The sequence below is a fragment of the Fulvimarina pelagi HTCC2506 genome (assembly GCF_000153705.1).
Lineage (GTDB): Bacteria > Pseudomonadota > Alphaproteobacteria > Rhizobiales > Rhizobiaceae > Fulvimarina > Fulvimarina pelagi.
The window spans coordinates 1,603,725-1,617,025 of the sequence record NZ_DS022272.1 but is presented as its reverse complement, the minus strand read 5'-3'; the positions used below and the strand labels follow the sequence as shown (position 1 = coordinate 1,617,025).

Below are 13,301 nucleotides of genomic sequence, written 5' to 3'. Positions count from 1 at the left end.
GTCAAAGCGGTCTGACAGGCGGTGTCGAGCAGAGCGAGATGGCGCTCAACAGACGGCCGACAGCAGAATCCGGGTGGCGATGCCCGATATCGGAGAATGAATCGTATGGCGACCAAGGTCAAAGAGAAAGAAGCGCCTGCGGACGAGCGCGCCGAAGCGGCGACCGATGGGCCTTTGCTGGACCTGTCAGACGACGCCGTCAAGAAGATGATCAAGGCCGCCAAGAAGCGCGGTTTCGTAACGATGGACAAGCTCAATTCGATGCTGTCCTCCGATGGCGTGACGTCCGACCAGGTCGAAGACCTGATGGCCATGCTCAACGACATGGGCATTAACGTCGTCGAGGACGACGAAGAGGGTGAGGCGGACAACGACAACGACAACGACGACAATTCGTCGAACTCGACCGATGTCGCCGAGACCGGCAAAACCCAGATCGCCACCACCGAAAAGAAGTCTTCGGGCGACCGCACGGATGATCCGGTGCGGATGTATCTGCGTGAAATGGGTTCGGTCGAACTTCTTTCCAGAGAGGGCGAGATCGCCATTGCCAAGCGGATCGAGGCCGGCCGCGAGACGATGATTGCCGGGCTCTGCGAGAGCCCGCTCACGTTTCAGGCGATCATTATCTGGCGCGACGAACTGAACGAAGGCAACATCCTCCTGCGGGACATCGTCGATCTGGAAGCGACTTATGCCGGACCTGAGGCCAAGGCGCCGGCGGCGGTCGCTGCTCCGTCAGAAGCAAACGGTTCCGAAGCCGGCTCTGATGCGAATGGCCGGACCAGCAGCGCGAACGGCGCTACGGCCGAGCAGACCCGGCCCGGCGAAGCTCGACCCATCGGCACCGAAGAAGAGGATGAAGACGAGGACGACGAGAACAATCTCTCCCTCGCTGCCATGGAGGCGGAGATTCTGCCTCAGGTGATGGAGACCTTCGATCTCATCGCCGACACCTATCTTCGGTTGCGCAAGCTTCAGGATCAACAGGTCGAGAACCGGCTCCAGGCGACGGGCGCGCTGTCGCCGAGCCAGGAGAAATCCTATCGGAAGTTAAAAGAAGATCTGATCGCGGCGGTGAAAGGTCTGTCGCTTAACCAGAACCGCATCGACGCGCTGGTCGAACAGCTCTACGACATCAACAAGCGCCTCGTTGGTAACGAAGGCAAGCTGCTGCGTCTCGGCGAGTCTCACGGCGTCCGCCGCGACGAGTTCCTCAATGAGTACCAGGGATCTGAACTCGATCCCAACTGGACCCGTCGTGTTGCCAATCTATCCGGCAAGGGTTGGCTCGATTTCGTCCAGAAGGACAAGGTGAAGATCCAGCGTCTGCGCGGAGAAATTCAGAATCTTGCGACCGAGACGGGCCTTGAGATCACCGAGTTCCGCCGCATCGTTCACATGGTGCAGAAAGGCGAGCGCGAGGCCCGTCAGGCGAAGAAGGAGATGGTCGAGGCGAACCTGCGTCTCGTGATCTCGATTGCCAAGAAGTACACGAATCGCGGTCTGCAGTTCCTGGATCTGATCCAGGAAGGCAATATCGGCCTCATGAAGGCGGTCGATAAGTTCGAGTATCGCCGCGGCTACAAGTTCTCCACCTACGCCACTTGGTGGATCCGCCAGGCGATCACCCGTTCGATCGCAGACCAGGCCCGTACCATCCGCATTCCGGTGCACATGATCGAAACGATCAACAAGATCGTCCGCACCTCTCGCCAGATGCTGCACGAGATCGGCCGAGAGCCGACCCCGGAGGAACTGGCCGAAAAACTGGCCATGCCGCTCGAAAAGGTCCGTAAGGTCCTGAAGATCGCCAAGGAGCCGATCTCCCTCGAAACGCCCGTCGGGGACGAGGAAGACTCACATCTCGGCGATTTCATCGAGGACAAGAACGCCGTTCTGCCGATCGATGCGGCCATCCAGGGCAATCTGCGCGAAACCACGACCCGCGTCCTGGCTTCGCTGACGCCGCGCGAGGAACGTGTCCTCAGAATGCGCTTCGGCATCGGCATGAACACCGACCACACGCTCGAAGAGGTCGGCCAGCAGTTCTCGGTCACCCGCGAACGAATCCGCCAGATCGAAGCCAAGGCGCTCCGCAAACTCAAGCACCCGAGTCGCTCGCGCAAGCTGCGAAGCTTCCTCGACAGCTGAGCGCTTCCGAGAATGGCGAACATGTAAAACAAGCAAGGCCAGCGATACCCGTCGCTGGCCATTCGTTTGAACGCTTTGCCCGGTCGCGAGCGAGTCCTATCTCCGATCGTATGACGTCATTATTCAAACGCCTGTTCGGTGGCGGCTCGAAGTCGCCCTCATCAACAGAATTGCGCGGTGACCCAGAAGTTTATGCGGGCTTCACCATCACCCCCGCGCCGATGCCGGAAGGCGGCCAGTTCCGCCTTTCTGCGACCATCGAGAAGGAGGTCGGCGGCGAGACGAAATTCCACCGCCTCATCCGAGCCGATCTGTTTCCATCCCGGAAGGATGCGGAGCATGCCGCTCTCCTGAAGGCGCGACGGGTGGTGGACGAGCAGGGTGAAGAATTGTTCGAATAGCGGCTCAGTTCCAAACGGAAGTCCCGAACCGTAATTCTCGGCCAGTCGTAGCGAACCCGCCGGGGAGCTTCTTTTAGCATTACGCGACAACGTTCAGTTCGAACACGCCTCCGTCTGACTGCATGATCCCCTGCGAGGAAATAATCGACGCCGTTGTGCCGAAAGGTTGGGGCTGATAACGGCGGTACTCCGGCATCACAGGAGACTGCGCAATGGCCGAGATCATGATTCTTAACGGCCCGAACCTGAACCTGCTCGGCAAACGTCAGCCGGAGATCTACGGATCTGAGACACTATCGGACGTAGAGAGTGTCTGCGCGACGCTGGCCGGGGAGTCTGGGCACGCCGTTCGCTTTCACCAGTCGAACCGGGAATACCAGATCATCGACTGGATCCACGAGGCGCGCGAGACATGCGCTGCCATCGTCATTAACCCGGCTGCTTTCACCCACACCTCGGTCGCGATCCTCGATGCGCTGAACGCGTTCGAGGGGCTGGTCTTCGAGGTGCATATCTCGAACGTTCACAGGCGCGAAAGCTTCCGCCATCATTCCTACGTGTCGGGCCGGGCGGACGGCGTGATCGCCGGTCTCGGGGTTGAAGGCTATGAGGCGGCCGTACGCCGGGTGTGCTCCCTGCTCGCAAACTGATGGGCGCGCTGTCTATTCCGCCGCTGCCGCGCCGTCGCGGATGGCGTTGAGTCCTGCACGCAGAACTTCAGCGCCGGGCTCCGAAAGCCAGCTTTCGATCTCACCATGGGTCCGCTCCCAGATCGGCGCCGCCTCGGCGAGAAGCGAAAGCCCATCCGCTGTCAGGATCAGCCGGCGGGCCCGCCGATCCTTCTCGTCCGGCTTCACCTCCACCAGTCCCCGCCGCTCCAGCGGTTTGAGGTTCGCTGTCAGCGTTGTGCGATCCATGCCGAGCAGTGAAGAGATGGCACCGAGCGTCGGCGGCTCGGGCCGATTGAGTGACATCAGCAGCGAGAACTGGCCGCTTTTCAGATAGAGATGCTGAAATGCGTCATCGAACTGTCGCGAGATCGCCCGCGCGGCACGCTGCGTGTGAAGGCAGAGGCAGTGGTCGCGCACCTGACGCGTCGTGCGGAACGGCACTTCAGGTGCGATCTCGTTTTGTTGATTCGGTCTCGCCTTTGACATACAGTATTTATGTTGATATCAACTCTTTTGGTCAAGGGTGAGGATGTTTTGCTGTGTGGGACAAATTGACCACCTGCCTATGGTTCGACCGCAACGGCGAAGACGGTGCGAATTTTTACGTCGATCTCTTCCCCAATTCGAGGATTGATCGCGTGACCTATGGGCCATGTGACTGGCCTGCCGGAAGCGAAGGTGACGTGCTGATCATCGACTTCACGATGTTCGGACGGTCGTTCCAAGCGCTCAACGGCGGTCCGTTCGCGCAGTTCAACCAAGCGGTCTCCCTCTCGATCTCCTGCGAGCAACAGGATGAAGTCGACCGCTACTGGACGGCACTCTCGGCCCATCCGGATGCCGAACAATGCGGCTGGGTGAAAGATCGCTTCGGCCTGTTCTGGCAGATCGTTCCGGAGATCCTTCCGAAGCTTCTCGCCGATTCCGACCGCGCCAAGGCGAAACGCGTCATGCAAGCGATGATGGAGATGAAGAAACTCGATGTTGCCGCGCTCGAAAAGGCGGCAGCCGGCTGAACCGATGACCGCAAAGGGAGGCGGGTGTTCCATGCTGAATGAAAAGACGTCCTCCGCGATCGTCGCCGTTTCGGACATCGACCGCGCCAGGCGGTTCTACGAGACGACGCTCGGATTGAAATGCGTCGAGGATGGCGACTCGGTGATGGTGTTCGAGACAGGGACGACCCACCTGGTCGTTTACCGATCTGACCAGGCCGGAACGAACCGAGCCAACGCAGTCGTGTGGGACGCCGCGGGTGACATCGATTCGATCGTGGCCGACCTTGCCTCGAAGAACGTTGCCTTCGAACACTACGAGATGGATGGGGTCGAGTTTAGAGACGGCATTCATCATGCGGGCGATTTCAAGATGGTCTGGTTCAAGGATCCGGACGGCAACATCCTCCACGTCAACCAGATGCCGAAAAGCTGAGAGAGCAGACGGGAGGTCAAGCATAACGCCTGCGTCTCTTGAGAAAGGCCCGATATCCATCACCGCCTACGACTGGGTCCCCGAATTCGCCCAGGGCCAGGTCCGCGACTTGCGATTGCGCTGGGCGCTGGAGGAGGCAGGTTTTGAGCTACACGGTCGAACTCGTGCCGCAAGGGAGCCAAACAAATGCGGCGAACCTTGCCCGGCAACCCTTCGAGGGCGACCGCGAACACCGCGACCCCGATAAAGACCATTCAAGTTGTTTATAACCTGGCGTTGTCATGGACGCGTACCGAATTGGAGGATTCCCTTGCGCAAGATCATAGCCGGCCTGTTCCAGTCCATCGACGGTGTCGTCCAGGCCCCGGGTAGCGCGAATGAGGACACGAGCGGCGGCTTCGACAACGGCGGCTGGGTGATGCCGCATTTCGACGAGACCGTCGGTGGCTTCATGCACGAGGTTTTCTCGCAGCCCTTCGATTTGCTTCTCGGCAGGCGAACCTATGACATCTTCGCTGCCCACTGGCCGAGGGTGAAGGACGATCCGATGGCGGATGCGATCAACGCGGCGACGAAGTTTGTCGTCACGCACCAAAGCGGTCCCTTCGACTGGCAGAACACGCGGCACCTCAGCGGGCTCGACCAGATACCGGAGGTCAAGAAATCGGATGGGCCCGATCTTCTGATCCAGGGATCGAGCACACTGTATCCGGGCCTCGTCGAACGAGACCTGATCGACCGATTGTTCCTGATCACTTTCCCCATTGTCATGGGCTCCGGCAAACGCGCCTTCGACGGAGCAGCGCCGAAAGGCTTGCGCCTCGTCGAACACCGCGTCTCGGGTTCGGGAGTGATGATCGGTGTCTACGAATTGGCAGGCGAACTGCCGAGGCTCGATGTGCCTTCCCCATCCTGAAGGAAAGGAGAGAACAGATGTACATCCAGGGTTTCGTGACTGCCGTCCCGACGGCCAACAAGGAAGCCTTCATCGAGCATTCCACGAAGGCTTCCGCCATCATTCGGGAATTCGGCGCGAGCCGCATCGTCGACACTTGGGGCGACGACGTCCCGGACGGCAAGGTCAACGACTTCAAGACATCCGTAAAGGCGACGACCGACGAGACCGTCTCATTCGGCTGGATGGAGTTTCCGGACAAGGATGCGTCCGACACCTGTTTCAAAAAGATGATGTCCGACCCGCGCATGAAGGAGATCGGCGAGATGCCGTTCGACGGCAAGCGAATGATCTTCGGCGGCTTCGAGACGCTGATGGACGAGGGCAGGGCGCCGGGCGCCTATGTCGACGGGTTCCTACTAGCGGTGCCAGAGTCCAAGCGCGAGGCTTATAAAGAAATGTCGCTTGCGGCTTGGCCGATCTTCCGCGACCATGGCGTCCTGCGCCACCTCGAAGCGTGGGGTGTCGATCTGCCGAATGGCAAGGTGACCGACATGCGCAAGGCTGTCATCGCGGAAGAGGCCGAGAACGTCGTCTTCTCCTTCTTCGAATGGCCGGACAAGTCGACCCGCGATGCCGGCATGAAGACAGCGATGGAAGACGAGCGGATGAAGGCGATGCCCTCGGACATGCCGTTCGACGGCAAACGCATGATCTTCGGCGGGTTTGAGATGCTCGCGACCAGCTGAGCGGACCCTGACGATCGATCAGCGCCAACAGGGAGCGAAGCAATGCCCAATCCTCACGGAATGCCGATCTGGTATGAACTGTTGACCAGCGATCAGAACGCTGCGCAGACGTACTATGCACCGATACTCGGTTGGACGATCTCGAAGCCGGACATGGGGCCGCCTGGCGTCGACTACCGCATCTGTGCCGTGGGCGACAGCATGATCGCCGGCATAATGAAACTGCCCGACGAGGCGCCGATGCCGCCGGCATGGGCTGTCTATTTTGGCGTTGACGATGTCGATCGCACGACCGCAAAAGCGCAGAGCCTCGGCGCGTCGGTCCACATGCCGCCGATGGATATCCCGAATGTTGGGCGTTTCGCCTTCCTCGCCGATCCGCAGGGCGCGGTTTTCTACGTCATGCGCGGCTTTTCGGACGAGGCGAGCCAGGCTTTCGAACCTCAATCGAGCGGCCATTGCTCATGGAACGAACTGGTCACCAGCGATCAGACCGCCGCGCTCGATTTCTACAACAAGCTTTTCGGCTGGGAAAAGCTCGGCGTCATGCCGATGGGCGAGATGGGCGACTACACCTTCATCGGTGCCGCCGGTACGCGGATCGGTGCGATGATGACCGCACGCGATCCCGCCGCAAGGCCGTTCTGGAACTTCGCCTTCACTGTGGACGACATCGACAAGGCGAAGGACGCAGTCGAGGCCGGCGGAGGCACGATCACGCACGGTCCGGTCGAGCTTCCCGAGGACAGCGGCTGGCTCATCCAGTCGAACGATCCGCAGGGTGCCAAGCTGATGTATTCGGGGCCGCGTCATTAGGCTTCGTCGTCGTTGAAATCTGCTTTCCCGCATTGTCCTTCGTCGCCGGAGCGTCCAAACTCCAGCGGCGAACGACAAGAGGAAGGTCGATCATGGCGCTGGCTGACATTCTGGCCGAGGACAGACCCAAACGGCCAGGGACCGAAACCGCGCTTGCCGAGCTGGCCGAGACCTTCGGCGACCGGCTCGTCGCCGGCGAGGACGTGCGCCGCGCCCATAGCCATACGACCACCTATATCCCTAACCAGCTTCCTGACGCCGTGCTCTTTGCCCGCAGCGAGCCCGAGGTGCAGACGCTGGTAAAGATCGCCGCGAAGCACGGCATGCCAATCGTGCCATTCGGCACCGGCTCCTCGCTGGAAGGCCATGTCAATGCACCCTTTGGCGGGGTCTCGCTCGATCTTTCTGAGATGGACCGCGTGCTTTCCGTCAACGCCGAAGACCTCGACTGCACGGTCGAACCGGGCGTAACCCGCGAGGCGCTGAACGAGCATCTGCGCGACACCGGCCTCTTCTTTCCGATCGATCCCGGCGCCAACGCCTCGCTCGGCGGCATGGCAGCGACACGCGCATCCGGCACGAACGCCGTGCGCTACGGCACGATGCGCGACAATGTCGTCGCGGTCAACGCGGTGATGGCGGATGGTTCGCTTATTCGGACGGCACGGCGGGCGAAGAAGACTTCTGCCGGCTACGACCTCACCCGGCTTCTCGTCGGCTCGGAGGGCACTCTCGGCGTCATAACCCGGCTCAATCTCAAGCTTTACGGCATACCCGAGCAGATCCTCTCTGGGGTCTGTCCGTTCGAAGATGTGACGAACGCGGTGAACGCCGTGATCCAAACTATCCAGATGGGCCTCCCCGTTGCCCGCATAGAACTTCTCGACGCGCTTTCGATCAGAGCGACCAACGGCTATTCGAAGATGGACCTGCCGGAGACGCCACATCTCTTCGTAGAATTTCACGGAAGCCCCGCTTCGGTCGCCGAACAGGCGGAGACCTTCGCGGCGATCGTCGAGGACAGTGGCGGCGGCGAACTCAAATCGGCGAGCCGTGCGGAGGAGCGTTCTCGGCTGTGGAAGGCGCGGCATGACTTCTACTGGGCCTCGCTCGGTTTGAGGCCCGGCGCGAAGGGGATCGCGACCGACGTTTGCGTGCCGGTCTCCCGTCTCGCCGACTGCATCGACGAGACCCGCGCCGATGCGGAAGCCGCAGGGCTGATTGCCCCGATCGTCGGCCATGTGGGCGACGGCAATTTTCATGTTACGCTGCTGATCGATACCGATGAGGCTGCCGAGATCGCGTCCGCGGAACGCTTCATGAAGCGTCTTGCAGAGCGTGCGCTCGACATGGATGGTACCTGCACCGGCGAACACGGCATCGGCCAAGGCAAGCGCGGCTATCTTGGGGCCGAACTCGGCGAAGCCGTCAACGTGATGCGCGCGATCAAGACTGCACTCGATCCATTGAACATCATGAACCCCGGCAAGATCTTCACGCTGGACACCGCCTAAGCGGGCGGCCAGCTTTCGGAAAATCGCGGATTGTTTTAGTTTTGTTCACGGTTCGGATGCGATCCCTCTCCCAGGGTCACCAAGGGGAGCGCATCGACCATGTTGCAGGAGACACCCATTCGCATCATCGGCATTGATCCAGGGCTGCGGCGCACCGGCTGGGGAATCGTGGAGACGCAGGGCAATTCTCTGCGCTTCGTTTCGAGCGGTACGGTGACCTCCGATCCGAAATGCGATCTTGCCTCCCGCCTTCGGCAACTACACGACGGATTGAGCGAGATTATCCATTCCCACCGGCCGGACGAGGCTGCGGTCGAGCAGACTTTCGTCAACAAGGACGCCGTGGCGACGCTCAAGCTCGGGCAGGCGCGGGGAATCGCGCTGCTGGTGCCGTCGCTCGCCGGGATTCCGGTCGCGGAATATGCGCCGAATGCAGTGAAGAAGGCCGTGATCGGCGTTGGCCACGGCGACAAGAAGCAGATTCACATGATGGTCAACGTACTGATGCCGAAGGCGACCTTTGATACGGACGACGCGGCGGACGCCATCGCCATCGCGATATGCCACACTCATCATCGCCAGTCGGCGCAGTCCCGACTGGCGATGGCGGGACGATGAGCTTCGCTCGCTGCGTTCTTGACTTGTTCTTCTTGCGGGCTTGGGTATTACTGATGCGGTATTACCGGAAGGCAAACCCATGTGCGTAATGGAAAAAGGACAGGTGACAATCCCCAAACCCATCCGGGACAAGCTCGGGATCGGGCAGGGCAGTGAGGTGAATTTCGTTGTGAACGCCGATGGTGCGAGCCTTGTTCACGTCGATCAATCACGGGAAGAGCGGATTGCCGCTATGAGGGAGCATTTCGAGCGGCTGCGCGGGACTCTCAATTTCAACGGAATGGACGGGAAGACTTTCGTCGATTGGTTGAGGGGGCCGAAAGACAATGTTGATCCTAATTGACACCACTATCTGGATCGACCTTCCGAAAGCGGAGCGCACGCAAAAACCGCAATGGCGGAGATCGCCGATGCGACCGAATTCGGGCCGGCCATCATGAGTGACGTGGTGTGGGCCGAACTCGGCGCGGGAAGCGAGACGGAAAATGATCTGGAGCAGGTCTACGGATTTGTCGCTATTCGCCGCGAGGCCTTTCCATTCCCTGCCGCCTATCCCGCTGGCGAAGCCTATTGCTTTTACCGCCAGCGTGGCGGCAGACGCGAGCGAATGCTGCCGGATTTCCTGATCGGGGCGCACGCCCTCGTCGGCGGGCATTGTCTGCTGAAGCGCGATCCGGCGCGCTATCGCAACTATTTCCCCGGTCTCAAGATCGTCACGTCAGAAGGCACCGCATGATTGGCAAGCTGAAAGGGACGGTCGAGGAAATTGGCGAGGATCATGTAGTCGTCGACGTCCATGGCGTGGGATATGTCGCCTTTTGCGGGGCACGGACGCTAGCCGGCCTGTCGGGCGTCGGCGAGGCCATCGTCCTTTTCATCGAGACGATCGTTCGCGAGGACATGATCCGGCTCTACGGCTTCGCGACGGCCGCTGAGCGGGATTGGTTCCGCCTGCTCCAGACGGTGCAGGGGGTCGGCTCGAAGGTCGCGCTCGCGGTGATCGGCACCCTTTCCTCGGGCGATCTCGCAAATGCAGTCGCCCTGCAGGACAAGGCAATGGTCGCGCGTACGCCGGGGGTCGGGCCGAAGGTCGCCCAGCGCATCGTCGCCGAACTCAAGGATCGCGCGCCGGCCTTCTCGGGCGCAGGCTCCGAAGAGAGCTTCGGCCTCAAGCGCGATATCGGCGGCGGAACAGCATCAGCGCCGGTTGCCGACGCGGTCTCGGCGCTCACCAATCTCGGCTATCCGCGTGATCAGGCGGCGACCGCCGTCGCGACGGCGGTCAGGGATGCGGGCGAGGATGCCGACAGCGCCAAGCTGATCCGGCTCGGCCTCAAGGCGTTGAGCCGATAGGGGAAAGCGACGCGCCGTTGCGCTGCCTCAGCCGAGACCCCGGCTGAGCTCTCTTCCAAGAGCAAAGGCGCGTTGCTCAATCAGGATCGGCACTTCGCAAACATAGGTCAGCGACTGCCGCCGATCATCAAAGACGCGAGTGTCCCAGGCGATTTCTTCGCGGATATCGGCAAAGGCGGTCGCATCGCCCTCGCGGCGGAGTTCTGCCATGCGAGCCGCCTTCGAACGCAGGGCGTCGGCGAGTTGCTTCTGCCGTGAACCGTAGCGCAAGATGCCGTTCATAACCTGGCCGCGTTCTGCGTTGAGGCGATCGAGGATATCACCGAAGAGCGCGGCCGCCACCGCTTCGCGATCGCCCTCCGGAACCGCGTCGATGTATTCGCGCACCAGGGTTTGGGCCTCGTTGCCGGAGATTCGGCGCGCGATGGCGCGGTCGACGATGGCTCGCATTTCCGGCGTGCGCTCGACCTCATTCCCAAGCGAGAGATCCGGGCCGGCCCACATCTGCGCGGCCTGGATCGTCTCGACTTCGCGTTGGACACAGGGCCAGTCCGTCGTGCCGGTTTCAGGAGCAGTCGCAAAAGCCATCGGATTGGCTGCACGCTGGCCCTCGCCGACGACGGTGCTTGTTGTCGGCGCGAGCGACCCGCCCTGTGAGGTCGGCGCACTGGTCTCGGCGCTCTCGGTATCGGGTTCGGCCTGAGTCTCGGGCTGGTTCGCCGGGTTCGGGCTTTCCTGATCCGGTACCGTGCCGTCGGGATTGATATTTGGCGCGTTGGTCGGTGCCGGCCCCGGCAGCACGAATCCTTCCGGAATGTCGCGCGGCTGGCTCTCGTCGCGCTGGGCGAAGGCCGGTTGCGCGAGAGCGATGCAGAGCGCAGCGGCGATCCAGGCCCAGCAGCGGACCGGGCGGAAAGAAATCTTTGGGGTCGTCATCGAAAAAGCCTCCCTTTTCGTCGCGTTTCGTCTCGTGTGCGGGCTCTGTCGAGCCGTATGTTCGATCAGCCTTGCTTCTTCCGGGCGATGGTGCCGCGCGCTGGGTCGTAGGCGATGATTGCTGCGCCCAGAAAGAATACGGTGCAGCCGATCACGATGAGAAACGCTTCCAGATTGAACTGTTGATAAAGCGCGAAGCGCACGAGTTCCACCGCATGGGTAAACGGGTTGAACAGGCAGATCGTGTGGAGGAGCGGACTGGACTCCTGCACACGCCAGAGTGGGTAGAGCGCAGAGGAAGCGAAATACATCGGGAAGATGACGAAGTTCATGATCCCTGCGAAGTTCTCCAACTGCTGGACGAGCGAGGAGAGCAGCATACCAAGTGAGCCGAGCATCAGGCCGGTCAGAATAAGGGCCGGCAAGACGTAGAGATAGCCGATCCAGTTCGGTTGAACGTCCCAGAACCAGGCGATGGCGAGAAAGACGTAGACCTGAAGAATGCCCACCGCGACGCCCGCCGCGAGCTTTGAAACCAGCAGATACCAGCGGGGGAGGGGCGACACCAGCAGGGTCTTCATCGTGCCGGTTTCCCGGTCGTAGACCATGGAGAGTGAGGACTGCATCCCGTTGAAGAGGAGGATCATGCCGATGAGGCCAGGCGTGATGTAGACTTCGTACAGGATGTAGGTCTGGTAGGGCGGCACGATCGAGACGCCGAGCACCTGGCGAAAGCCTGCGGCGAAAATGAAAAGCCAGAGAAGCGGCCGCACCAGGGCCGAGACGAAACGCTCGCGCTGGTGCAGGAAGCGCAACGCCTCGCGCCAGATAATACCACCGGCGCAGATGGCATATGCTTTCCCGGAAAATCCCGACGGCTCATTATCGAGTGCTTTGTTCGTCGCGCTGCGCTCGGTTGATACCGCCTCGCTCATGCTAGCGTTTCCACCTGCTTGGGTTGATCCGGCCGAGCAAGCCCGGTCAGGCGGGTGAAGGCTTCATGAATCGACTCGGCATTCTCGGCTTCGGTCACGTCCTCGACGGAGCCTTCCGCCAGTACGGTGCCGCGATGCAGGACGACGACCCGGTCCGACGCGTCGATTTCGTCAATCAGATGGGTTGCCCAGAGCACCGACACGTTCTCCTCTTCGACCAACCGGCGAACTTCGGAAACGATTTCGGCGCGCGACTTGATGTCAAGGCCCGTCGTCGGTTCATCGAGCAGGATGAGGCGCGGGCGGTGCATGAAGGCGCGGACGATCTCGATGCGGCGCAGCTGGCCACCGGAAAGATTACGCGCTTTCTCGCTGAGGCGTTCGGAGAGTTCGGAATTCTTCAGAATCTCGCCGATGCGCTGTTCGGCGGCCTTGCGGCCGATCCCGTGAAGCGCGGCGTGATAGGTAAGGTTCTGCCTGATCGAAAGGTCGAGATCGAGCGTGCGCGCCTGGAAGACGACCCCAAGACGCCGGAGCGCCTCCGTGGGCTTTTGGCGCAACGGGAAGCCGAGAATGCGGATCTCGCCAGAGCGCGTATTGAAAAGGCGCGTGATCAGCGAGAAGAGCGTCGACTTTCCGGCTCCGTTCGGACCGAGCAAAGCGGTGAACGAGCCCTGCGGCACGGTGAACGAAACATCGTCCAGCGCCTTGCGCGCGCCGTAAGAATGGCTGACGCCGTCCACGTCGAGAGCGAACGGCGCAGACCTCTTCGAAACGTCAGCCGATGGGGCCAAGCGATATGCCTCCCAATGCGGAAACGGCGCGGAT

At 61.2% G+C, this 13,301-nt stretch carries 17 protein-coding genes; 13 read left to right on the top strand and 4 right to left on the bottom strand.

Translation table 11 applies throughout. The features are described 5' to 3' along the window. Positions 1-105: 105 nt before the first annotated feature. The 3 genes from rpoD (at position 106) to aroQ (ending at position 3,205) form a co-directional block, all read left to right on the top strand. Complete coding sequence (rpoD, locus tag FP2506_RS07605) at positions 106-2,154, top strand: RNA polymerase sigma factor RpoD (protein WP_007066853.1); 2,049 nt, start codon at positions 106-108, stop codon at positions 2,152-2,154. A gap of 110 nt (positions 2,155-2,264) precedes the next feature. Continuing rightward, entirely contained in the window at positions 2,265-2,555 is a 291-nt protein-coding gene (locus FP2506_RS07600; protein WP_007066852.1) for an HlyU family transcriptional regulator, read from the top strand. Between the two features lie 212 nt (positions 2,556-2,767). Beyond that, positions 2,768-3,205: a type II 3-dehydroquinate dehydratase gene (gene aroQ, locus FP2506_RS07595; RefSeq protein WP_007066850.1), complete on the top strand. Its 438-nt coding sequence runs from the start codon at positions 2,768-2,770 to the stop codon at positions 3,203-3,205. 12 nt (positions 3,206-3,217) lie between these two features. On the opposite strand, the gene FP2506_RS07590 is transcribed toward aroQ, so the two are convergent. Beyond that, on the bottom strand, positions 3,218-3,712 hold the full coding sequence (locus FP2506_RS07590) for a MarR family winged helix-turn-helix transcriptional regulator (protein WP_007066849.1): 495 nt from the start codon (positions 3,710-3,712) through the stop codon (positions 3,218-3,220). Between the two features lie 53 nt (positions 3,713-3,765). Here FP2506_RS07590 and FP2506_RS07585 point away from each other — a divergent pair, with 53 nt between their 5' ends. The 10 genes from FP2506_RS07585 (at position 3,766) to ruvA (ending at position 10,602) form a co-directional block, all read left to right on the top strand. Beyond that, entirely contained in the window at positions 3,766-4,242 is a 477-nt protein-coding gene (locus FP2506_RS07585; RefSeq protein WP_040489011.1) for a VOC family protein, read from the top strand. A 31-nt stretch (positions 4,243-4,273) separates the two neighbouring features. Then, entirely contained in the window at positions 4,274-4,657 is a 384-nt protein-coding gene (locus FP2506_RS07580) for a VOC family protein (protein WP_007066847.1), read from the top strand. 310 nt (positions 4,658-4,967) lie between these two features. Continuing rightward, complete coding sequence (locus tag FP2506_RS07575) at positions 4,968-5,573, top strand: dihydrofolate reductase family protein (protein WP_007066846.1); 606 nt, start codon at positions 4,968-4,970, stop codon at positions 5,571-5,573. 17 nt (positions 5,574-5,590) lie between these two features. After that, entirely contained in the window at positions 5,591-6,301 is a 711-nt protein-coding gene (locus FP2506_RS07570; RefSeq protein WP_007066845.1) for a DUF1428 domain-containing protein, read from the top strand. A 42-nt stretch (positions 6,302-6,343) separates the two neighbouring features. Further along, positions 6,344-7,117 carry a VOC family protein gene (locus FP2506_RS07565; RefSeq protein WP_040489009.1) on the top strand — a complete coding sequence of 258 codons (774 nt, stop codon included), beginning with the start codon at positions 6,344-6,346 and terminating at the stop codon, positions 7,115-7,117. A 92-nt stretch (positions 7,118-7,209) separates the two neighbouring features. Then, on the top strand, positions 7,210-8,631 hold the full coding sequence (locus FP2506_RS07560; RefSeq protein ID WP_007066843.1) for an FAD-binding oxidoreductase: 1,422 nt from the start codon (positions 7,210-7,212) through the stop codon (positions 8,629-8,631). Positions 8,632-8,730: 99 nt separating this feature from the next. Continuing rightward, complete coding sequence (gene ruvC, locus FP2506_RS07555; protein WP_007066842.1) at positions 8,731-9,249, top strand: crossover junction endodeoxyribonuclease RuvC; 519 nt, start codon at positions 8,731-8,733, stop codon at positions 9,247-9,249. Between the two features lie 103 nt (positions 9,250-9,352). Continuing rightward, on the top strand, positions 9,353-9,592 hold the full coding sequence (locus tag FP2506_RS07550; protein WP_244404143.1) for an AbrB/MazE/SpoVT family DNA-binding domain-containing protein: 240 nt from the start codon (positions 9,353-9,355) through the stop codon (positions 9,590-9,592). A gap of 51 nt (positions 9,593-9,643) precedes the next feature. Then, entirely contained in the window at positions 9,644-9,985 is a 342-nt protein-coding gene (locus FP2506_RS07545) for a type II toxin-antitoxin system VapC family toxin (protein WP_007066840.1), read from the top strand. After that, complete coding sequence (gene ruvA, locus FP2506_RS07540) at positions 9,982-10,602, top strand: Holliday junction branch migration protein RuvA (protein WP_007066839.1); 621 nt, start codon at positions 9,982-9,984, stop codon at positions 10,600-10,602. The genes FP2506_RS07545 and ruvA overlap by 4 nt, the downstream gene beginning before the upstream one ends. A 27-nt stretch (positions 10,603-10,629) precedes the next feature. On the opposite strand, the gene FP2506_RS17955 is transcribed toward ruvA, so the two are convergent. The 3 genes from FP2506_RS17955 to FP2506_RS07525 form a co-directional block, all read right to left on the bottom strand. After that, positions 10,630-11,538, bottom strand: coding sequence for a hypothetical protein (locus tag FP2506_RS17955; RefSeq protein ID WP_007066838.1), 909 nt, complete (start codon positions 11,536-11,538; stop codon positions 10,630-10,632). A 65-nt stretch (positions 11,539-11,603) separates the two neighbouring features. Continuing rightward, complete coding sequence (locus FP2506_RS07530; RefSeq protein ID WP_007066837.1) at positions 11,604-12,473, bottom strand: ABC transporter permease; 870 nt, start codon at positions 12,471-12,473, stop codon at positions 11,604-11,606. Continuing rightward, positions 12,470-13,267: an ABC transporter ATP-binding protein gene (locus FP2506_RS07525; RefSeq protein ID WP_050765023.1), complete on the bottom strand. Its 798-nt coding sequence runs from the start codon at positions 13,265-13,267 to the stop codon at positions 12,470-12,472. The genes FP2506_RS07530 and FP2506_RS07525 overlap by 4 nt, the downstream gene beginning before the upstream one ends. Positions 13,268-13,301: the final 34 nt, after the last annotated feature.